This window comes from Rhizobium sp. CB3171 (assembly GCF_029714265.1).
Classification (GTDB): domain Bacteria; phylum Pseudomonadota; class Alphaproteobacteria; order Rhizobiales; family Rhizobiaceae; genus Rhizobium.
Genome location: NZ_CP121656.1, coordinates 147,371 through 166,578, shown reverse-complemented (window position 1 = coordinate 166,578; position 19,208 = coordinate 147,371). Strand labels below are relative to the sequence as shown.

Genomic DNA, 19,208 nt, shown 5'->3' with positions numbered 1-19,208 from the left:
CCTGCTCATTGGTTGCCGACAAAAGAGACCGCACTCGGATCGTAGGTCATGACTTTCGACGCAGCACTTTCTGCCGCCGCCTGATCGATCAGGCGCTGGTTACGCATCTGAATGGTGGTGGTCGTCGCCTGGACGGCCTGGTTCCAGACCTGAGCGCCGGACAGCCGCGCCGCGGTGTTCTGGTCGAAGGCGCCTTGCAGCGAATTTGCCGTGCCGATCGTGGTTGCCTGAGCCTTCAGCGTCGCAGTATTTGCGGTGACGGCGGATGCGACCGCCGCCATCCCGCTCACCGCCTGGCCGAGATTTTTCGTCTTCAGTGCCTGCACGCCTTGGCCGAAGGCCAGAAGGATCGACAGGTCACTATTGCCAATCGTGGTTCCGGAGAGTGGCGATCCGGAGACGCCGGCGCCGCTGACCTGCTGCATGCCGGCAAGGTCATTCTTCGTTGTCACGCTGTTTGTCACACTGCGTGAGGGGCTCACGGATGATTGTTTGAAGGTTCGTGCCCGCTGCATACAGACGGCGGTATTCGTCTCTCGAGTGGTCCGCGCCGCATCATTGACCGGCACCTGCGCCAGAGCAGGTGAGGGCGGGGTGGCAATCGTCAAGAAGAGGAAGCAAATGAGATGGTTGAGCGGACCTGTGTTCATGGCGCACCTCCCATCGGCTCGAAAGCGCCAGATGGCTCTTGCGCCCAGCCGCAGAAATACGGCAGCCAATGTTCCGGAGCATCGCCATATGTCCGACGCAGCCGCTCACATTCCGCGACGGTTTCGGCGCGGCCGGACAAGACCTTGATGAACTCGGGCAGGGCTGACAGATCGAGCCGAGCAATGACGCTGTCATGGTCATGTTTGACCAGGAACAGGCGGCTGGTCGACGACGTGGATTTGACCCATTCGAACTCGACCTCCGAAAGACCAAATCCCGTCACATAACTTTCCCGGTCGGCCTTGGGATTGGGAAAGAAGATCGTCGTCGGGCTCTGCTCGAGCAGCGTGTGCGCAATCGGCGACGTCGTGATATCGCGAGGCGACTGCGTGCCGATGCCGACAATGCCGTTTTTCTTGCGGATGGTTTTGAGCTGATCGTTGATGAAGGCGCCGGCCTTGTCGTCGCCGACCACTTTCCAGCCCTCGTCGACGAACAGCATCATTGGCCTCTCGCCGTCGAGCATCTGGCCGGTGCGGAAAAAGATATAGCCGAGCACCGTCGTTCGGATTTCCGGATCGTCGAGCACCGCGGTCAGATCGAAGCCAAAAATGCCGCGATCGGCATCCCAGAGATCTACAGGATTGTCGAACAGCCAACCGCGCGTGTCGCACCAGGCCTCAAAACGCGAGGCGAGATCGTCACGGCCGGCAACCTCGCCGCCGCGCAACAGATGGACGACATCGGAGAACAGGCGCTCGCGAACCGGCACGTTAAAAATTTGCTCGACAGCACGGGCCAGGATCTTTTCTTGTTCGGGTCCAAGCTTTTCGGCCTCGTCCCTCGGGCGCACGATGTAGCTCAGCAGCGCATAGACAAAAGACCTGTTGTCGGGGCTGTCTTCGAGCTGCAGCGGATTGAAGCCGGTCGGAATACCCGGCTGCAGCACTTCATATTGGCCACCGCAGGCACGGATAAAAATCTCGCCGCCGCGGTCCTTGTCGAAGAAGGCAAAACGCGGCTGCGGCCTGACGCGCATCGCCTGCGCCAGCAGAAACAGTAGCGCCACAGTCTTGCCGGAGCCCGTTGGGCCGGTGACAATAAAATTGCCGACCTCGCCCTTATGGAAATTGAAGAAATACGGCGTCATCGACGTGGTCTGCAGCAGGGAGATTGCCGGTCCCCAATGATTGCCACTGGGCTTGCCGAGCGCAAAATTATGAAAGGAAGCCAGCCCGCAGAAATTCCGCGACGAGATCAGCGCCCGCCGGGCTATATAGGCAAAGTTTCCGGGCAGCTGGGCGAAGAAGGCCGGTTCGGCATTCAGGTCCTCGCGCACCACCACCATGCCGGCGTGCTGCAGTTCCTTGGTGATCGCCTGGGCGCTGGTCTCAGTTTCCTTGATGGAGTTGCCGAGCGCCATGACGGAAAGATGGTGATATCCCATCACAGCCCGGCCATTGACCAACTCGTCCCTGGCAATCGAGATTGCGCTTTCGAGGCTCGTGCCGCGCTCGTCCGACACGCTGATTTGTCGCTCGATGCGATCCATCTCTGACAAGACCGGCGCGCGGTCAGCCAGGGAAAAACTTTGCGAGACGATGAACTCCCCGGAGACCTTCAAGAGGCCGTCGATCATGCCGGCCGCTGTGTAAGGTGGGTATTCGCGGATCGACAACATGGCGCCGAAGCGGGTCTCGCTATCGCTGCCGCCGCGCATTTCCAGCAGGCGCCGCCCGAAGGTGATGCGCCGGGTCGGCAGATATTCGTCGAGCGGCATGCGGGGCAACAGCATGTTAAGCCGCTGACCGCCATTCAACAGCATGGCCAGAAACTCAAGCAACTCGGACGCCACGCTGTGATCGCGAACCACCGCCTTCAGGATCCTGGCGCCGTAGCCTTCCATTCCCTTGACGATATTGGCGAGATGCTGGCGCAGCTCCTGACGCGCCTCACGATCGAGCGCCTGCTCGGAGACGCCGGCTGCCTTGCGGAAACGCGACAGCAGAGCATCGGCAAGACCGACCTTCCCCTGAAACCCCCTCCGGATGACCGTCAGGTAGAGCTCGTTGGTGTACATGCGGCTGTCGGTGAGGCTCGAACTGTAACGCTCATCGAGGTCCCGGCAGAAGGAAATGTCGAACGCGCCGCCGATCTCAGGCGGGATGCGCCGGCGGATAATATGGGAGTTGACGGCAAAGCGGCTGTCGGCCAGCGCCCGGATCAGCGTATTACGGGCGGTTGCCTCGACATCGATGATCTCCTGGTCGGCCGTCTGATGGCAGAAGCCGTCGATCTTGATCACCGACAGCAGCATGCCGTCCTTGGTCCGCAAGGTCTCCTCATCGACATGTCTGAGATAGGGAATATGGGCCGCAATCGGCTTTTCCCGGCCGATCTCGGCGCCAAATCGAAGATCCCTGCGAACCGCCCTTTGCATGGAAAACTCCGTCAGGGTTGATAGGAATTGCCGCCCCAGAAGTGACGGTTCTTCGTAGAGGGGCATTTGGCGATCCTGACCCGAACGACATTCGGCAGGTGGGGATCGCGCACGGTGATGATGTAGGAAAGCGCATGCAGAGGAAGGAACAGCAGGAACATGGCGAGGTTCTTGGTGTTGAGGAAGGTCATCACGACAATCATCATTTCCCCGACAAAAAGACCGATCGGCACGCCCCAGAACATCCGCGGCCGCGTGAGACCAAGAACGAGGGGCGCCACCTCTGCCTTTGCCTGGGTCCCGCTCATCAGCCACCCAATCCGGACGACACGGACTGGACGAGTTGGGCGCCGCCGAAGATGAAGGCGATGCCGACGATGATCGAAAAACACCAGCTCCAGGGAATCCGGCTGGTCAGCGCCATATAACCGACGGCCGCACAGGCGATCGTCGCCGATGTCGTGGCGAAGGTTCCGGTCATAAAGTTGAGCAGCGTGGTGAAGACCGAATTGATCGGCTGAAAGATATCGCCGGCGGCATACGCCAGATCGGCATTGCCAAGGGCAGTTGCGGCCGCAATTCCCGCGAGTGCGAGTAGATTGGTGTTGATCAGCCTTTGGGGAATTGCCGAGCGAGCCAAATCAATAAGTTTCGTCTTCATACCATTCTCCTTGTTGCCTATTGCACGTAGAGAACCGAGCCGCCAATCCAGTCGCGACCGTCAGCCTCAGCCTTTGTTTTGTTGATCGGAATGGGTTTGTCTGACGGTGGCGTTGCCGCCAGCAAATCGACGCCGGACGAACGAGCCAAAGCGTCGGGCCGAGTGATCTGCCCTGCTCGCCTGCCGCCACTCAGCACATTGTCGAAGCCGTAATAGGCATTGGTAACGAGCGCAGTGTAGGACACCGTTTCGCCGATCGAAGGCACGCCACGCGCCGCAACCACGCGGGACTCTCCGGCATTATAGGCGGCAACCACAAGCATGATATTGCCGCCGAACATCGCGGTCAGATCCTTCAGGTAACTGACGCCGCCACGGATATTGCCCGCCGCGTCGCAAATGTCGGAAACATCGTAACGAACAGCGGTTGCCGGCATCAACTGCATGACCCCACGCGCGCCGGCCGGTGAATTGACGCGGCTGCCGAAGCCGGACTCCTGTTCGGCGATCGCGAGCGCCAGCCGGCTGTCAATGCCTTGCCGTGTCGCCTCTTTGACGATCATCTGCTTGACAGTGTCCGGCTCCACAACGCCGTCCCGGCAGCCGCGGAAGACGGCACTAGGCGCCGCAATCGGCTTAATGTCATCTGCGAGCGCGATCGAAGGGCAAACGAGGCTAGCAAGCAGGAAAGCAATGTGTTGGCGAGCTCTGGACATCTGGCGATTCCGGTTTATATTGTGCATATATATAAAATCATGAGCCATGCGCAAGTGACTTCGCAAAAAGAAAAGGAATGCCTATGTCTGTCGTCACCAGATGCGGCTTAGTTGCCTCCTCCGCGATCGCCGGATGGATTTGCGGACATGCGCTGGCGCAAGCCGCGGATGCGGATTGGGGTTGTCAGATCGTGTTGTGTGTGGCCGCTCAGACACCCAGCTGGCACGGCATTCCCTATTGCGTGCCACCAATGGAAAAGCTGATCGCCGCCATGGCGTTGCCCGGCTTTTCCTGGCCGATATGCACGGGCGCCGGCACTGGCGCGCCTGGCTACGACGCCTTTGAAGATTGCCCGGCCGGCTATTCGGAAGCGGAGGACCAGTCCGGCCACGGCGGCAATTCGGAGAGCTACTGCTCCAAGTATACGACCGAGCGTGGCGAGCGCATCGAGCTCGATCGCAAGCCGCGGACGCGGAGGGAAAAGCCGTATTATTTCGACATCAGGCAACAGGGCGGGGCGACGACGCGCGCCTGGTTTGATCTCATTCCGTGAGACGCCTGCATCGGCATGAGCCGCAGAGGTTGAAGAAGGGTAAGGGACATGCGCAAGCAGATCTGGTTCATTCAGCGGCTTGGCCCCACCGAGATCGTCATCGCGATCATCGTGGTCGCCGGCATTGCCACGATCGGCGGAGTTTGGGTTACGGCGGAGGCGCGGCACGTCTACGCCCATCCCCTGGACAATCTCGCCTATACCGTGCTCGTGCTGGCGCTTTACCTGCTGTTCAACGCGGTGCTGATCGGGTTTTGCTGCGCCGTGGCGATCTACCTCTTCAAATTCGCCGGTCTCGTTGTTCGCGCCGCCTACCGACTTCTGCGCGGCTTGCTGACGCAGCCCATCCGTCTCGGACGCCTCATCACTGGATTCCTTACCGCGCTCCGCCGCCGTCTCTCTCATTGACTTCCACGGGACATGCTTATGAAACAAACCTCTGTTCTTTTGGCCGTGACCTTGGCGCTCAATGCCGGCATATTCCACGGCGCCTTTGCCCAGGATGGCTACAAGCTCCCCCTGAAACTCACCACGAAAGATGCCGCCCAGGATCCGGATGGCGTCTGGACAGACAGCGATCTCGCCGATGCCAGGCAGATGGCGGGGACTGCGAACATCTACACCGCCCGCGTCGCCACCCCATCAGGAACCTGGCTGCTCACGCAGACCAATGGCGATTGCAATCTGCAGGGTATGTGCACGGCGTTGTTGGTGTTGCTCAAGCCGGGCGCAACTCCGGTGAATATGGCAAATCCACAAATGCCGCTGGGTGGCACGGCCATCCTGTCGGCGGATTTGAAAAACCTCACCACTTCCGAGATCAGCGAGAATGGCAAGGCCTTTACCGGTTCGTATGATGTGGGGCCGATCAAATGACGGCTGCCGCCTTATCGAATGCTTGGTCCCAATGGCTGCCGAACCAGAAAGACCTTTTTGCTAATCTGGGCCTCGCCATCGGCTTTGTTGCAACGCTGACTTTCGCCGGGGAAAGTGCGGTCAGCCTTCTCGCCGCCGGCATGCCAGCCGAATGCGCCGAATACGCCTCAAACGTCAGTCAAAGCGAAGGAAACTTCGCGAGCATTTCCCCCGTCGTCAACGGCACCCGCTGTTACGGCGCCTTCCAGTTCTGCGACAGCGGAACGCTGCAGGCGTACTGGGACGGTTCGCGCGAGGATTTTTTGAACAGCCCGTCGGCCCAGGTGGCGGCCTGGCAGCGTTATGAACGCAGCCAGTGGTACTCGGCTCAGAAAAACGGCCTCACAAGCCTGATCGGGCAACAGGTCTGCTACCAGGGTACCTGCGCCACCATCTCGCAATCCTCGATCCTCAAGGCCTGCCAGTTCGGCTGCGGCTCAGGCGGCAAGCTTTCCAATCTCGCCAAATCCGGCCTCGACTGCAATGCGGCTGGCACGCGCGACGGCGCCGGTACCAGCGTTTGCAGTTATCTGATCTCCGGCGCCGGCTACAATGTCGGCTGCATCACCAACTCCAATGATGGTGTCGACTGCACTCCGGTGGCGGCAAACGAGCTGCAGAAATGAAAACAAGCCACCTCGGAGCCGGAAAAGTGTGTCTTGCCGCGGTCCTGTTGGCGTTCTACACGCCCGCCCATGCGCAGGCGCCGCAGCCATCGTCTCACGTCTTTGCCGTTCCGCGGTCGGGCGTCACGTTTCTAACGGGCGACAGTTGGCAACAAGCCGGGCAGACTATGCGGCTATACGGCGTGCAGGCCTGCATCCGAGGATCGGTTTATACCGATCCATCCGGGCAGAAGCAGGACTGCGGCGCCGTGTCGCTGGCGATGCTGGCGGCGATCGTCAAGGATACGAAACCGACTTGCGCTCCCGTTGCACAAGTGATGGCGCCGGCGTCCGGCCAGCCGTCCACTATTCTCGTCATCTGCTCGGCTCACATCGGCAACAACGCGCTCGACCTTGGCGCCATGCTGATCACCCGAGGTTTTGCCTTCGCCGCCCTCGAAACCACCGGCAAGCCGGTCTACCTGCCTTACAGCATCGAAGAGGGGATCGCAGAGCAGTCGCGTGTCGGCCTTTGGGCCTATCCCGACATGCCGCATCCCAATCGGGTGCTGCTTTCACGATCAAGGAAGCCTGGATGATCCTCCCTTCGGCCGCCTGGCGGCACACGTTCCATCCAAACCAAAGGAGAATGCTCAAATGGCTGCAAATGCGACAGAGTTGACGAATTACGTCCGGTTTGCCGGTGACGGAAAGAGCCTCAGTGGCAACATCGCTTCGATCGCCTACGATCTCGACATCTCCGGCGAAGAGTATGAAAGCGCCAACGCAAAAGCTCCCGTCTACCGCCTGTTCGCCAAAAGCCCGCGCGGCAAGCGCGTCGAGATCGGCGGAATCTGGAAGAAGCAGAACCAGAGCGGTGGCGACTATTTTACCCTCTCCGTCAACACCGGCTATGGCCGCCTCAACGCCAACCTTGGCCGCTATCCCGGCCAGGATGACGAAGACCTCATGGTCATCATTCCCTGGGATTGATCACCATGGAGAGAATGCGCAAGTTCTCGGCGGTCGCCGCGGCGCTGTATTCGCTCGTCACCGCCGCACCAGCGGACGCAGCGCCGCGATCGGCCTTTATCTCGTTTAGTGTCCACGCGACCTATTGCGAAAACAGCGCCTGCGAGCCGGTCACGTTGCAGATCGTAGGTGGCGACGCATTCGTCATCAACCGATGGGGCAATCATCGCGAACAGGTTCGGATAGCCAACATCGATGCGCCGGACAGGCGGGCGCGATGCATCAGGGAGAGGGAAAAGGCCGAGCAGGCGACAGACAGGCTTGGCCGGCTTATGAACGGATCGACATTCACGATGGCCCGCGTCCACACGGATGGTCGGGGAGACTCGATCGCCTTCGTATCGGTTGATAGTCGCGATCTCGGCCACACGCTCGTTCGCGAAGGCGTCGTTTTCCCGTGGGAGCCGCGACACCGGTCCTGGTGCTAGCTTCGGCGCCTTTCAATCTTCGGAAAACTAGCTCCTTGCCTCATGGCATGGCGAAGGTGAGTTGCAATTCCATCTGGACCGCATGCATGAAGCGGCGTGCTTGGCACGATATTTCCTCCGCTACCATGCCCTGCCGCTCGAGCGCCGCGGCGAATGCAGCCATCTCCGACCGCCAGAAGCCGTTGGCTTCCTCACCATGAAGGCGCTGGAGGGCTTCTGCGCATCGTTTGACTTCGGCTGTGCGCCGATCGGCAGGGAACTGTACAACCGTCATGTCGTCTTCGTCCTTGCAACTCGAATCACCTGAGGATGGCCCAGCATTGCCGCCGGATCTTCACAAATGGTGAACCAGCCGTGCATCTCGCCTCGAACTAGCCGGCTGCCGTTCTGCTGTGAGTCTTCGGCGCGAGACGCCTATCCCAGCGGCTTCCGAGTAATTTTCATAGCTGACGGGCCACCGCAAGGCGCGATCAGGACCACAACGCAGGACTCCGCAACATCTATCGGAGCTTCGGTGGTATGCGCGGCCGACGGACGAAGCCATTGCCCCCTGTCCGCCTAAGCAGGGTCCATAGTGACTATTCAGCGGCTGGATTGGATTAGCGAAGCAACGAGCTTGCGCCTAGAACGATGACTTGACAGATCGATGCCGACCTAAGCGTGAGGGTGCAAATTGGCGCCGGAGATCAGCGCCGCGTTTTCACTAAGCTCTGCCTTCGCGGATCTGCTTAGCAAATCGATCCGTCTCTTCTAATACCAACGTGCGTTAATCAAAACCGGTGCGCCCAGTCACGCATTCCAATCGACATGATCTTCCACGGCTGAGCGACCAGCTTGTTCCATGCGTCGCAGCAATGGGCGACGATGTCCTCGTAATCTTTGAAGATCCGGTTGGACAACCAGTTGTCACGCAGAAATTGCCACACGTTCTCGACGGGATTTAATTCGGGCGAGCGTGGCGGCAGGAAGAGCAGTGTGATGTTGTCGGGTACGTCGAGCTTCGGTGTGACGTGCCATCCGGCCTGATCAACGATCAGCACGGCGTGAGCGCCGTCGTCGACGGCCTGGCTGATTTCGAGCAAATGCTGGTTCATGGCGCTGGTGTCGCAGTAGGGAAGAACGAGACCTGCTCCTTTGCCCTTCTTGGGGCAGATAGCGCCGAAGATATAGGTCCACATCGTGCGTTGATCGTGTGGTGCCAAAGGCCTTGTTCCCTTGCGTGCCCATCGCCGGGTGATCTTGTTCTTTTGGCCTATCCGAGCTTCGTCGGCCCACCAGAGCTCGATCTCGACGTTCTTTGGGAGCCTGCTTTTGATGGCTGCCAGTGTGGCGGGGAATTTTTTTTAAAACTCTCCAGGTCGCCTTCGTTCTGAGCGTAGTGGCGCGGACGAGCGGAAAGTTTTGCAAAGCCGAGCGCCTTCAACTCGCGGCCAATGGTCGTTTCATCGACGGATATCCGATATTCCTGGAACAGCCATTGAACAAGATCCTTGCGCCGCCAGCGAACAACGCCATGCACTGCCGGTATCGGGCCACTTTCTTTGCCAAAGCCTGGCGATGCACGTCGGAAAGCTTTCCTTGATTGCCGGGGGCTTTGCCATTGATGAGCCCTGACGGGCCACGCGCATTGAAGCGAATAACCCAGTCGCGGACAATTTGCAGGGTTACGCCTCCAATCCTGGCTGCATCGCTGCGGGAATGGCCATCATAGATCTCGGCAAGGGCAAGAAGCCGCCGGGCCTGTGCCGCATCCTTCGTGCCTTTGGCCAACGCCCGAAGCGCAAAGCCGTCGAAGTCATTGCGCAGTGGAATTCCTGATCTCATCCGCAAACCTCCGTTTGCGATATTGATTCAGAACTCAACTGATTTGGAAACCTCAAAAAGAGTCAGAGATCGCTCACGCTGGTATAACAGGGCGGGCACGCTCTCGCGCTCTGCCTGGGTGAGCGGCGAGACGCGTACATTCATTTCTTTCACAAGCAGCAGGAGGCCGGCGCAGCATTCCTCATAGAACGCCGTATCCGCTTCGGGATGGTACAAGTCCATCGCCCTCTATGGCATCCCTGAGACCCAATCGTGGGACCGCTCGCCGGCGCCTCGAGAGGTCGCCCGACGGAAACGACGGTGGCGCAAGGGGATTTTTTGCGACCGGTAGAGCCGCATCACTACTGTGAATTCACCGTATTGCCCAAGCCAGCAATATGCCTACCGTCTGGCGCTGTCAGAACATATTCGCACAGGAGAGACCGATGCAGACAGCGCCCACCCTTACGCTCTACACCTACACCACCGCCGCCAATCTTGGTGAAGCACGCTGGAATGATCGCGACCGTGCCGATCAGTTTTTCGAAGACGTGGAATCAGCCAAACGCGATTTGCTGGAGGTGCGGGACGAGATTGCGGAAGACGATGAAACTGGCCCCACGGCTATTTGCCTCGAAAGGATCGAAACGATTCCCATGACGGAGCTGAACGCCGCAGGCAAAATGGACAAGGAAATCGCGTCGGTGCTGAATGCGGAAGGCTTCCTTGCCGCGCAGAATTGCGCCTTCAAAGGTGACAATGTCTGGCTCCTGCGCAGACGCTGGGGTATTCCCACGGTCAAAATCAACGGAACGAGCCCCAATCCCTTCCGATGGCCAGATGGAACCTATTCCGTCCAAGGAGCTGCTGCAGCTCTTGGCATTACGCCGCAGACCATCTTCAAATACCTGGGACGTGGCCTGATTCAAGGCCGGCAGCTAGTGAAAGGACAACCATGGCAGATCGAATTGACGGAGGACCAGATCGACATTCTGCGCGCTCGCGCTCAACGCAATAGACGATCGAGGAAACAGGCATCATGAAATCATTGGTGATGCCGTGGTCGCAACGGCCCTCCTCGACAGACTTTTGCATCATGCCGTCGTCGTCCAAATCGAGGGATCAAGCTACAGGCTGCGCCAGCATGCCGAATTGATGCCTGAACACGTGCGATCCAAAGCTTTGATCACCCCGCCATCCTTCGCCCCGCCGCAACGCCCGCGCGGCAGGCCGCCGAAAAATACCCAATTCTCCACGTCGTCCGGAGCGGCATAATTGGGCTCTTCCGCAATTTCGGTGCAACTTTCTGAATCCTATTGATTCGACACAACGAATCAGCCGGAGCATGAAGTGGCGAAGCGCATTCTGCCGTTGATCCCGCCGTCATTGGTCGTCGATCACGTTCAACAATCCAAAGATGGAATATCGATTGATTGCCGTTTCCGCACGGCAGCAGCCAAATGTCCAGAGTGCCGGAAAGCCTCGCACCGCGTTCATAGCCGTTATGAGCGGCGGCTCGCTGACTTGCCATGGCAAGGGCGTGCAGTCACGATAACCCTGAATGTCCGGCGCTTGCGTTGCAGCAACGAGAGATGCCGGAGACGCATATTTGCAGAGAACGCAGGCGATGTGAGCTGGCGGTATTGTCGTCGTACCACGCGGCTGGAAGATGTCCATCGCAGTATCGGCATGGCAGTGGGAGGAGAGGCAGGCATGAGGCTTGTTACCCGCCTTGGTATGCCTGTAAGCGCCGACACCATTCTGCGGATTGCGCGGCGGGCATATCCCACAGGAGATTGCGAGGGGCCACGAATCCTTGGTGTCGACGATTGGGCTTGGCGGCGTGGTCAGCGTTACGGAACGATCCTGGTCGATCTGGAAACGAACAACGTTGTCGATCTGTTGCCCGACCGAGAGAAGGACACGCTTTCAGAATGGCTTACGGATCATCCCGGGTTGAAGTCATCGCCCGGGACAGGGCTGGCGCTTACGCGCGTGGAGCCCGGGAAGGGGCGCCGAACTCGCAGCAGGTCGCCGATCGTTGGCATCTCCTGCGCAACTGTTCCGACGCCTTACAGAATGTCGTGGAGCGGCGATATCGCCTTATTCGGGATGTCGGAAAAGTGCTTATGGCACAGATCGATACGGATGATCAAATGCGCCGCGAGCGCGGTAAAGAAGAGCTGCTCCAAGGACGCGCAACACGACAACAGAATAATCGGCATCAAGATCGGCGTGCTCTTTTTGAGGAGGTCACCCGACTGAATGACCTGGGCTGGAGCCAATTGGCGATCAAGCGTGAGCTTGGTATCGACCTCAAAACCATACGGAAATGGCTGAAAGACAATCAACCTGGGACATGGAAGCGTACGGTTTTCGAGGAGAATCCGGCCGATGCCCATGTGGACTACGTCCGTAGGCGCTGGCTTGAAGGCTGTCGCAACGCGACGCGGCTTTACAGGGAGGTGTGCGATCGAGGTTATCGTGAGAGCGCAAAGACCTTTCGCCAGTGGGTAAAAGTACGGCTGCGCGACGAGGTCCCTGCACCTGCATTGTCTCGGGCGTCGCACAAATCTTCATGGCACACGCCTTCATCCCAGCAAACCGTTCGCCTCTTGACGGCTGATGTCGATACTCTCCCGCGGAACGAGCGCGCCTTTGTGAATGCCATTTCCTCGGCCTCACCGGACGTTGCCGCTGCCGCGGGTCTGGCACGACGCTTCCAGTCCATGATCTGCAATCGGGAAACCGCCGCGCTGAAGCCGTGGCTACACGATGCCGTAACCGGGCCAATGTCTCCGTTCGCGCGTGGGATTCGCCGCGACATAGATGCGGTTTACGCTGCATTGACGATGCCTTGGAGTACCGGCCCGGTTGAGGGAAAGATTAACAAGTTGAAGCTCATCAAGCGTTCCATGTACGGAAGAGCCGGGATGGACCTCCTGCGTTCACGCATAATCGGAACCTAATTTGCACCGAAATTGCGGAAGAGCCCATAATTGGGGAATTTTACTTCGGCACTTCTGACTTCTGAGGAAATTTCACCCGGCATTGACAACAAGACAGATCGCAACGACGCGCGGGGCATTGCCCAGATGATGCGGGTCAATCTTTACCGGCCTGTGCATGTGAAGACGCTGACAAGCCAGAAACGCCGGGCTTTGCTCACGGCACGCAGGGTTCTGCAGGAGAAAGCCATAGCGATTGAGAACGACATCCATGGTTTGCTGCGTAATTTTGGTCTGAAGGTTGGCCTGGTTGGCAAGGTCAACTTTGAAGAACGCATCCGCGAACTGGTGGAAGGCTATGCCGACCTTACTGAAATCATGGAAGTTTTGCTGTCAACACGGGAAAAGCTGCGTGATGAATTTGGCAAACTGCACAAAAAGTTACTGGATTTGACCCGAAACGATGGCATCTGCCAACTATTGATGACGATTCCGGGTGTTGGCCCTGTCGTCGCCTTGGCCTTCACAAGCACAATCGACATTCCGCAACGGTTCAAGAACTCCAAAGCAGTGGGGCCGATCCTAGGGCTGACGCCTGTTCTCAACCAATCGGGCGAGAGCAAACGTGTTGGCCGAATATCTTGCTGCGGTGACGCGATGATGCGGACCCTATTGTACGAAGCAGCGCAGACCCTCCTGACGCTCGTGAAGAAATGGTCGTGGCTAAAAGCTTGGGCAATGAAAATTGCCAAGCGAGCGGGAAAGCAAAAGGCTATTGTGGCGCTCGCCCGGCGCCTGGCTGTCATCATGCACCGGATGTGGAGCGACGGAACTGAGTTTTGCTGGACGAAAGATAATTTGCCAAAAGCCGCATAAGGCCCGCTGCAGCACCCAAGTGAAACAAAGATGGAAAGATTCCACATGACCGTGGAAAGATGTCCTTCGCAGGACGATGGATGTGGTGAGTTCGTGCCGACCGAAGTGCCGTTTGCACACTGCAATCAGGACGACGGATAGATTGTTCCGCCTCATTCTCCTAACCCCATAGTGGAAGGGCCAAAGTGCCGATTCCGGAGAGAAGCAAGAATCTGCGAAAGACATCAAATCACCGAAATGTGGGCACTAGAAGCGCTTGACCTCACCACGCCGAATAGAGAAGCGGTCGGCGTATGCGGTTGGGAAGTTCCAGCTTCCATGACGGCGTCTCCAATAAGGAGAGTGCGTTTTTTGCAGCCTCACTTTGCCAGAGCGCCGGCCGCTATTCACTCCCCATGTTGGGGTCGTCTTCTCTATTCGGCGTGGTGAGGTCAAGCACCTTCTGACTATCCGCAGCTGCGGTGATTGATGTCTTCGCAGTATCGCACTTCTCTCCGGGATCGACCTGTGTGGCCCTCCCACTATGGGACCAGAAGAATGAGGCGGAACAATCTAATCGGCGACCTGATCGCAATAAACGACCGTACCAAGACAACACGCGAACTCACCTCATCCGTCGTCCTGCGAAGGACATCTTTCCACCACCGGCGGAATCTTCTTGTCTCCTTTTTTTTCGTTACCCTGGTTGCTAACTATGCAGCAACAGGCAAGCTCTCCCGTGTCCAGCAGAATTCGGTTCCGTCACTCCACATGCGATGCATGATCACCGCAAGCCGTCGTGCCAACGCTACAACCGCCTTTTGCCTCCCGCGGCGTCTGGCGATATTCATCGCCCACGCTTTCAGCCACGACCATTTCTTGACGTTTACAAGCAGGACTTGTGCTGCTTCGTAAAGCAGGGATCGCATCATCGCGTCACCGCAACAGGATACGCGCCCGACCCGCTTGCTTTCACCAGACTCGTTCAGTTTCGGCGTCAGCCCGAGCACAGAACCGACCGCCTTTGAATGTGCAAACCGCGCAGGAATATCGATGGTTGCCGTATAGGTGAGAGCGACCACGGGGCCGACACCAGGGATCGTCGTCAATCGGCGACAGACTTCATCCTCGCGGACCAAATCCAAAACCTTCTTGTGCAGCTTGGTGAACTCGTTGCGCAACAGTTTGCGTGCAGCCAACAATGGCTGCATGATTTCGTGTAGATCAGGCCTGTCTTCGACGAGCTCATTGATCCGCTCCTCGAATTTGATCTTGCCGACCAATCCGACTTTCAGACCGAAGTTGCGCAACAATCCGCGAATGTCATTCGCGATGGCGATGGCTTTCTCCTGCAAAAGTTTGCGCGCGGTCAGCAATGCTCGGTGCTTCTGGCTCGTCAATGTCTTCACATGCACAGGCCGATAGAGATTGACGCGCATCATCTGGGCCATGCCACGCGCATCGTTGCGGTCCGTCTTATTCGGTTGGGCTTTCAAAAATGCCTTGGCATGCCTGGTCTCGATGCAGATCACCGGCAATCCTGCCTTGGCAAGTCCGTCATAAAGCCATTGCGACAGTGGTCCGGCTTCAAGACCGATCCGCTCAATCTGCCACTTCGGATCCTTGATCACCGAGATCAAATCCTCAGGGTGAGTGGCTACTTTCGTCTCCCGGCAAATCTTGCCTGTCTCATCAACAATGCAGACCGCGGTCTCTTTCACCGACACATCCAGTGCACAATAGTGTTTCATGCTGCGCTTCTCCCTTTGATGTTTGAGGCTGTTGAAAGACATGACCTCGTTTTACCATCAGCCAGAAGCGCAGCACCCCAATCCACAATGGTCAACGCTGAGACGCAAAGCCGAATATCCCATCTAATCGCACGCATTTTGCAAGCGTTTTTTCAAAGATGGGCCGGCCGGCACTGTGGTTAGTGCTGGAGAGCGAGCGATGTGGGCGCCAAGTATATGATTTCGCGGCGTCTAGTGAGCGTTTGCCGGAAGCAGGGTCGTCTTCGCGGTCGACACACGGTCGCCGCATGATGGGGCTTCGCAGGTCGAGTGTTCCAATGTGGACGACGCAATTCGTCATTTACATGCGATTGCACCCCAACACGCGGAATCACGCTGCCTACGTCCCGGCAGGGACGTTCTGTCGCCGGTCCATCAGGCATATTTGGACGCTGGCAAAAGTAGTCGGATTAGCTTGGAAGGCGTTCGAGACACTTATCCAGCGGCGGCATCCATTCCAACTTCCCGATCAAAAAGCTGACCAGTCTTGAGCATCGCGTGCATAATCACAGACAATCTGCGCGCAACGGCGACCGCGGCACGTTTGAATCCCAGTCTTTCCCTTAGCTTTAAACCCCAAGAGCGCAGGCCGCTATCGGCACTGCTGCGCGTGAGAATAACAGTTGCAGCTTCGAACAGGAGACCGCGCAAATGGGCGTCGCCGCGGCGCGAGATATGACCGTCATAGTCGACCTCGCCTGATTGATAGCGGCGTGTCGTTAGTCCCAGCCAGGCTCCTACGGACCGTGACTTCTTGAAGTTCTCCGGATCTTCAATGGCGGTGACGAACGAAGTTGCCGTGACAACCCCAACACCGGGAACCGACATGAGTAGCCGGCACGATTGGCTCGCCCGCGCGATCGCTATCAACTGCCTACCAAGTTCGGCCGCCTGTTCGCGCGTGCCATACCAGGCCTTCAAGAGTGGGAGAATGATCCGCGAAAGAGACTGGTGGCCGTCTAGGAGCATACGGACGTTGTTTCCGAAGGTTGCACCCTTGCCACTCGGAATGACCAAGCCAAACGTCTTCATCAGGCCTCGGATCTGATTTGACAGCTCCGTGCAGATCGTCACCAACCGCGTTCGTGCCGCCACAAGCGTCCGGGCGAGCATGCTGTCGTACCCTTTGACCCGGACTTCGCGGTAGAAGCCGACCTCAGCAAGATGCGCAAGACCATCGGCGTCGTTCGCATCCGTTTTGTTCGCAGCCATGTCGAGCGCCGCCTTGGCATGCCGCGCGTCGATGCAAATCGCCGGAACCCCTGCATCGGTCAGCGCATGATAAAACCATATCGAAAGGGGACCAGTCTCAAAGACGACGCGCCTGGCGTCGGGGGCATGCTTGTGGAGCAAAGTTACGATGCTGTCCGGGTCGGATTTGCATTTACCCCGCCAGATCCTTTTGCCGCCGCGACGAATGGAAATGGCTGTCTCTTTCAACGACACATCAAGGCCGATATATTCTTCCATGGCTGTTCTCCGTTAGATGTCTGGGCCTGACTGCCAGTCTTGAGCCCGCACTTTCATCTTATCGGGGAACAGCCACCAGCTTCCATTGTCAGGACTGCATCAGGGGCAACTCGCTCCCGCGATTACCCCATGTGGACGGCCCCCGCCCCCGCGGTAAACTGCCGAATAGAGACCACCATGACATCGACAAGGAGAATTTTAGTGGAAGGCATTATTCGTATTGGCATGGATACATCAAAGCACGTTTTCCAGCTTCACGGAGTTAATGAAAGTGAACAGCCAATTCTCCGTAGAAAATTACGAAGGAAGGAAATGATCACCTTCTTCGAGAAGCTTCCTCCCACCGTAGTAGCAAATGAGGCGTGCGGCGGATCCCATCACTGGGCCCGTCTTCTGCAATCCTTCGGCCATGAGGTGAAGTTGATCGCCCCTCAACTCGCCAAGCCCTATGTGAAGCGGGGCAAGAACGATGCGGCCGACGCGGAAGCACTATGTGAGGCGATGAGCCGACCAACGATGCGATTTGTGCCTGTAAAAACCCAGGAGCAGCAAGCCGCGCTGATGCTCGTGGGAATGCGAGATCGGCTCATCCGAGCTCGCACCCAGCTAGCCAATGCGATACGTGGGTATGCGACCGAGTTCGGTCTCACGGCAGCTAAAGGTATGTGCAAAATCGAACCGCTTCTAGAGCGAATTATGGTTGACGAAAACATCCCGGAACTTGCTCGCGACCTATTCGCTATGCAGGCCAAGGAATATGACCGACTACAGGACGAACTGCAGGATATCGAAGAAAAGCTGGCAGCCTGGCATCGCGCCGATGAATGCAGTCAGCGCCTGCGCCAAATACCGGGTGTCGGGCCAATCGTGGCATCGCTCCTCGTGATGAAGACGCCATCCGCCACGCTCTTCCGATCGGGACGCGACTTCGCCGCTTGGATCGGGCTGAGGCCCAAAGATCATTCAACGGCCGGCAAGGTAAAATTGGGCATTATCACGCGGGCAGGTGACGAAGCATTGCGCAGTGCGCTGGTTGTCGGCGCGACGGCGATGCTGCGCGCTGTTCGATCGGGGCGCAGCACGCGTGTCTCACCGTGGCTCGTCGCGTTGCTCAAGCGCAAGCCGCCCAAGCTTGTCGCGATCGCGGTCGCTAACAAGATCGCACGGATCGCATGGAAAATGATGACGACCGGAGAAAGATATAAAGCCCCGGCCTCCCAAGAAAGCTTGGCAGCGGCATAGAACTCGCTCAGACGGCGTGGGAGCGCTATCACGCAACACGCCGAGTTGAGGCGGAACTTGCAAGAAAAGAGCAGATGGTGTGATCGATCGATCCAAGATGTGTGACACTCCGAAGATTCCATTGGCCTTTAGTGGCCGCCCCCATGTTTGGAACACACGTCGCGGAAACCATCTTGGCCAGCGTTCATGTGCGAGCGCACCAACAGGCCGGACATATGATCGCAAACGATCCGATCAAATTTATCCGCTCGAAACTCTTGCAATAGGGGCCCGTCCACATATGGAATCTTAGCTCAATCCGCATCAACATGCGGCTAAGGAATAATTTGCGACAGGCCCGCCTTTCGTCAGTTGTCTCGACAGCTAGCCAGAGTAGCATTGCTGCGCATAGCTGATTGCAAATGTAGGAGAATAAACATGGACCCGCCCGCACCAAGCCATACAGTTCGAATTGGCATCCGCAAGGGAATTTTCAAAGTTTGAAATTGCCGGCGCTGCGCTGCATTGGTGCATCAGCAAAAAGGAGATTGTGGGAATTTGCGGTTTAAAGCATATTGACGGCGCGAGCACCTCGCACTCCGCGATGCCCACCCGAGTCGCTCTGGGAACGTCGCCGGACACGTTGGAACAACGACGCGGTGCGACACTACAGCAACATGAGATGCAGCAACTCGCCTACCGCGTTCCGTCCACTATGATTAGCGATCCGGTCAGAAGCCCCGCTCGATTCCCCGCGGCCGGTCAGACAGTGCACGACGTTCGCCTCCTCCTCAATCACGGACGCGGCAATATTGATGTGGATTACGCGCTGTCCCGCGGGCACAATGTCCCAGCCGCAGGTGCGGTCTACACCGGTTACGATGGCCACAACGAAATGGCATTGGCGCGCGCGCTGGGCGCAGGCTTTTGCCATCATTTCGCAAGCTCGCTGCAGTCTCGCACGCGCCGCATTTGCGCGATGATAAATCGGTCGTGAATGCATGCGGCCGGGTGGAAATTAGGGAATTAAACGCCGATAACACTACCTCGGCTAGGCGAACCGGACACGCCTGGAACGAGCTGCGCCTCGGCAACGGCCGCGATGAGGAAACGAGCCTC

The 19,208-nt window shown here is 58.0% G+C and carries 21 protein-coding genes and 3 pseudogenes; 13 read left to right on the top strand and 11 right to left on the bottom strand.

The window, feature by feature from the left end:
- Nucleotides 1–5: 5 nt before the first annotated feature.
- Genes QA648_RS36230 through QA648_RS36210 form a run of 5 tightly spaced genes read right to left on the bottom strand, consistent with a single transcriptional unit; the run spans nucleotide 6 to nucleotide 4,468 of the window.
- The gene (locus QA648_RS36230; RefSeq protein ID WP_283054985.1) at nucleotides 6–650 is read right to left on the bottom strand and encodes a hypothetical protein; all 645 of its coding nucleotides are present in this window, start codon (nucleotides 648–650) and stop codon (nucleotides 6–8) included.
- Nucleotides 647–3,091 carry a VirB4 family type IV secretion/conjugal transfer ATPase gene (locus tag QA648_RS36225; protein ID WP_283054984.1) on the bottom strand — a complete coding sequence of 815 codons (2,445 nt, stop codon included), beginning with the start codon at nucleotides 3,089–3,091 and terminating at the stop codon, nucleotides 647–649. The genes QA648_RS36230 and QA648_RS36225 overlap by 4 nt, the downstream gene beginning before the upstream one ends.
- An 11-nt stretch (nucleotides 3,092–3,102) precedes the next feature.
- Entirely contained in the window at nucleotides 3,103–3,399 is a 297-nt protein-coding gene (locus QA648_RS36220) for a VirB3 family type IV secretion system protein (RefSeq protein ID WP_283054983.1), read from the bottom strand.
- Nucleotides 3,399–3,752, bottom strand: coding sequence for a TrbC/VirB2 family protein (locus tag QA648_RS36215; protein WP_283054982.1), 354 nt, complete (start codon nucleotides 3,750–3,752; stop codon nucleotides 3,399–3,401). Before QA648_RS36215 ends, QA648_RS36220 begins: the two co-directional genes overlap by 1 nt.
- Nucleotides 3,753–3,769: 17 nt before the next feature.
- Complete coding sequence (locus QA648_RS36210) at nucleotides 3,770–4,468, bottom strand: lytic transglycosylase domain-containing protein (protein ID WP_283054981.1); 699 nt, start codon at nucleotides 4,466–4,468, stop codon at nucleotides 3,770–3,772.
- 83 nt (nucleotides 4,469–4,551) lie between these two features.
- On the opposite strand from QA648_RS36210, the gene QA648_RS36205 reads away from it, so the two are divergent.
- The 7 genes from QA648_RS36205 to QA648_RS36175 are packed head-to-tail and all read left to right on the top strand — an operon-like array spanning nucleotide 4,552 to nucleotide 8,002.
- Nucleotides 4,552–5,022 carry a hypothetical protein gene (locus tag QA648_RS36205; protein WP_283054980.1) on the top strand — a complete coding sequence of 157 codons (471 nt, stop codon included), beginning with the start codon at nucleotides 4,552–4,554 and terminating at the stop codon, nucleotides 5,020–5,022.
- 48 nt (nucleotides 5,023–5,070) lie between these two features.
- Nucleotides 5,071–5,430, top strand: a complete 360-nt coding sequence (locus QA648_RS36200; protein ID WP_283054979.1) for a hypothetical protein — start codon at nucleotides 5,071–5,073, stop codon at nucleotides 5,428–5,430.
- A gap of 18 nt (nucleotides 5,431–5,448) precedes the next feature.
- Nucleotides 5,449–5,898: a hypothetical protein gene (locus tag QA648_RS36195; protein ID WP_283054978.1), complete on the top strand. Its 450-nt coding sequence runs from the start codon at nucleotides 5,449–5,451 to the stop codon at nucleotides 5,896–5,898.
- Nucleotides 5,895–6,563: an acyltransferase gene (locus QA648_RS36190; protein WP_283054977.1), complete on the top strand. Its 669-nt coding sequence runs from the start codon at nucleotides 5,895–5,897 to the stop codon at nucleotides 6,561–6,563. The genes QA648_RS36195 and QA648_RS36190 overlap by 4 nt, the downstream gene beginning before the upstream one ends.
- Nucleotides 6,560–7,141, top strand: coding sequence for a thermonuclease family protein (locus QA648_RS36185; RefSeq protein WP_283054976.1), 582 nt, complete (start codon nucleotides 6,560–6,562; stop codon nucleotides 7,139–7,141). Before QA648_RS36190 ends, QA648_RS36185 begins: the two co-directional genes overlap by 4 nt.
- A gap of 58 nt (nucleotides 7,142–7,199) precedes the next feature.
- Nucleotides 7,200–7,535 (top strand): DUF736 family protein, encoded by a 336-nt coding sequence (locus tag QA648_RS36180; protein WP_283054975.1) that lies wholly within the window; start codon nucleotides 7,200–7,202, stop codon nucleotides 7,533–7,535.
- Between the two features lie 5 nt (nucleotides 7,536–7,540).
- Nucleotides 7,541–8,002: a thermonuclease family protein gene (locus QA648_RS36175; protein WP_283054974.1), complete on the top strand. Its 462-nt coding sequence runs from the start codon at nucleotides 7,541–7,543 to the stop codon at nucleotides 8,000–8,002.
- Between the two features lie 40 nt (nucleotides 8,003–8,042).
- Here the strand turns inward: QA648_RS36175 and QA648_RS36170 are convergent, their stop codons facing one another.
- The 3 genes and pseudogenes from QA648_RS36170 to QA648_RS36160 all read right to left on the bottom strand — a co-directional run bounded on the left by QA648_RS36170 (nucleotide 8,043) and on the right by QA648_RS36160 (nucleotide 10,042).
- Nucleotides 8,043–8,276 carry a DUF6074 family protein gene (locus QA648_RS36170; protein ID WP_283054973.1) on the bottom strand — a complete coding sequence of 78 codons (234 nt, stop codon included), beginning with the start codon at nucleotides 8,274–8,276 and terminating at the stop codon, nucleotides 8,043–8,045.
- Between the two features lie 496 nt (nucleotides 8,277–8,772).
- Nucleotides 8,773–9,826, bottom strand: a pseudogene (locus QA648_RS36165) (IS630 family transposase).
- A 27-nt stretch (nucleotides 9,827–9,853) separates the two neighbouring features.
- A complete protein-coding gene (locus QA648_RS36160; protein WP_283054972.1) occupies nucleotides 9,854–10,042 on the bottom strand; it encodes a hypothetical protein in 189 nt (62 codons plus the stop codon).
- Between the two features lie 209 nt (nucleotides 10,043–10,251).
- Here QA648_RS36160 and QA648_RS36155 point away from each other — a divergent pair, with 209 nt between their 5' ends.
- The 5 genes and pseudogenes from QA648_RS36155 (at nucleotide 10,252) to QA648_RS36135 (ending at nucleotide 13,629) form a co-directional block, all read left to right on the top strand.
- The gene (locus QA648_RS36155) at nucleotides 10,252–10,848 is read left to right on the top strand and encodes a hypothetical protein (protein WP_283054971.1); all 597 of its coding nucleotides are present in this window, start codon (nucleotides 10,252–10,254) and stop codon (nucleotides 10,846–10,848) included.
- Nucleotides 10,847–11,080, top strand: a pseudogene (locus QA648_RS36150) (ATP-binding protein); the annotation flags it as partial. The gene QA648_RS36155 and the pseudogene QA648_RS36150, both read left to right, overlap by 2 nt.
- 75 nt (nucleotides 11,081–11,155) lie before the next feature.
- Nucleotides 11,156–12,009 (top strand): annotated as a pseudogene (locus QA648_RS36145) (ISL3 family transposase); the annotation flags it as partial.
- A gap of 198 nt (nucleotides 12,010–12,207) precedes the next feature.
- On the top strand, nucleotides 12,208–12,774 hold the full coding sequence (locus tag QA648_RS36140; RefSeq protein WP_283055081.1) for a transposase: 567 nt from the start codon (nucleotides 12,208–12,210) through the stop codon (nucleotides 12,772–12,774).
- A 30-nt stretch (nucleotides 12,775–12,804) separates the two neighbouring features.
- Nucleotides 12,805–13,629 (top strand): IS110 family transposase, encoded by an 825-nt coding sequence (locus QA648_RS36135; RefSeq protein WP_283054970.1) that lies wholly within the window; start codon nucleotides 12,805–12,807, stop codon nucleotides 13,627–13,629.
- 692 nt (nucleotides 13,630–14,321) lie between these two features.
- On the opposite strand, the gene QA648_RS36130 is transcribed toward QA648_RS36135, so the two are convergent.
- Both QA648_RS36130 and QA648_RS36125 read right to left on the bottom strand, forming a co-directional pair.
- Nucleotides 14,322–15,359, bottom strand: a complete 1,038-nt coding sequence (locus tag QA648_RS36130; protein ID WP_120708988.1) for an IS110 family transposase — start codon at nucleotides 15,357–15,359, stop codon at nucleotides 14,322–14,324.
- A 474-nt stretch (nucleotides 15,360–15,833) separates the two neighbouring features.
- Nucleotides 15,834–16,868, bottom strand: coding sequence for an IS110 family transposase (locus QA648_RS36125; RefSeq protein ID WP_283054969.1), 1,035 nt, complete (start codon nucleotides 16,866–16,868; stop codon nucleotides 15,834–15,836).
- A gap of 201 nt (nucleotides 16,869–17,069) precedes the next feature.
- Between QA648_RS36125 and QA648_RS36120 the strand changes: the two genes are divergently transcribed.
- Nucleotides 17,070–18,110, top strand: a complete 1,041-nt coding sequence (locus tag QA648_RS36120; protein ID WP_283054968.1) for an IS110 family transposase — start codon at nucleotides 17,070–17,072, stop codon at nucleotides 18,108–18,110.
- A 646-nt stretch (nucleotides 18,111–18,756) separates the two neighbouring features.
- Here the strand turns inward: QA648_RS36120 and QA648_RS36115 are convergent.
- The gene (locus QA648_RS36115) at nucleotides 18,757–19,026 is read right to left on the bottom strand and encodes a hypothetical protein (protein WP_283054967.1); all 270 of its coding nucleotides are present in this window, start codon (nucleotides 19,024–19,026) and stop codon (nucleotides 18,757–18,759) included.
- Nucleotides 19,027–19,208: the final 182 nt, after the last annotated feature.

Excerpts from the sequence above, each read along its gene's own strand:
- QA648_RS36230 (WP_283054985.1), bottom strand. The coding sequence starts at position 650 with ATGAACACAGGTCCGCTCAACCATCTCATTTGCTTCCTCTTCTTGACG.
- QA648_RS36225 (WP_283054984.1), bottom strand. The coding sequence starts at position 3,091 with ATGCAAAGGGCGGTTCGCAGGGATCTTCGATTTGGCGCCGAGATCGGC.
- QA648_RS36220 (WP_283054983.1), bottom strand. The coding sequence starts at position 3,399 with ATGAGCGGGACCCAGGCAAAGGCAGAGGTGGCGCCCCTCGTTCTTGGT.
- QA648_RS36215 (WP_283054982.1), bottom strand. The coding sequence starts at position 3,752 with ATGAAGACGAAACTTATTGATTTGGCTCGCTCGGCAATTCCCCAAAGG.
- QA648_RS36210 (WP_283054981.1), bottom strand. The coding sequence starts at position 4,468 with ATGTCCAGAGCTCGCCAACACATTGCTTTCCTGCTTGCTAGCCTCGTT.
- QA648_RS36205 (WP_283054980.1), top strand. The coding sequence starts at position 4,552 with ATGTCTGTCGTCACCAGATGCGGCTTAGTTGCCTCCTCCGCGATCGCC.
- QA648_RS36200 (WP_283054979.1), top strand. The coding sequence starts at position 5,071 with ATGCGCAAGCAGATCTGGTTCATTCAGCGGCTTGGCCCCACCGAGATC.
- QA648_RS36195 (WP_283054978.1), top strand. The coding sequence starts at position 5,449 with ATGAAACAAACCTCTGTTCTTTTGGCCGTGACCTTGGCGCTCAATGCC.
- QA648_RS36190 (WP_283054977.1), top strand. The coding sequence starts at position 5,895 with ATGACGGCTGCCGCCTTATCGAATGCTTGGTCCCAATGGCTGCCGAAC.
- QA648_RS36185 (WP_283054976.1), top strand. The coding sequence starts at position 6,560 with ATGAAAACAAGCCACCTCGGAGCCGGAAAAGTGTGTCTTGCCGCGGTC.
- QA648_RS36180 (WP_283054975.1), top strand. The coding sequence starts at position 7,200 with ATGGCTGCAAATGCGACAGAGTTGACGAATTACGTCCGGTTTGCCGGT.
- QA648_RS36175 (WP_283054974.1), top strand. The coding sequence starts at position 7,541 with ATGGAGAGAATGCGCAAGTTCTCGGCGGTCGCCGCGGCGCTGTATTCG.
- QA648_RS36170 (WP_283054973.1), bottom strand. The coding sequence starts at position 8,276 with ATGACGGTTGTACAGTTCCCTGCCGATCGGCGCACAGCCGAAGTCAAA.
- QA648_RS36155 (WP_283054971.1), top strand. The coding sequence starts at position 10,252 with ATGCAGACAGCGCCCACCCTTACGCTCTACACCTACACCACCGCCGCC.
- QA648_RS36130 (WP_120708988.1), bottom strand. The coding sequence starts at position 15,359 with ATGAAACACTATTGTGCACTGGATGTGTCGGTGAAAGAGACCGCGGTC.
- QA648_RS36125 (WP_283054969.1), bottom strand. The coding sequence starts at position 16,868 with ATGGAAGAATATATCGGCCTTGATGTGTCGTTGAAAGAGACAGCCATT.
- QA648_RS36115 (WP_283054967.1), bottom strand. The coding sequence starts at position 19,026 with ATGATGGCAAAAGCCTGCGCCCAGCGCGCGCGCCAATGCCATTTCGTT.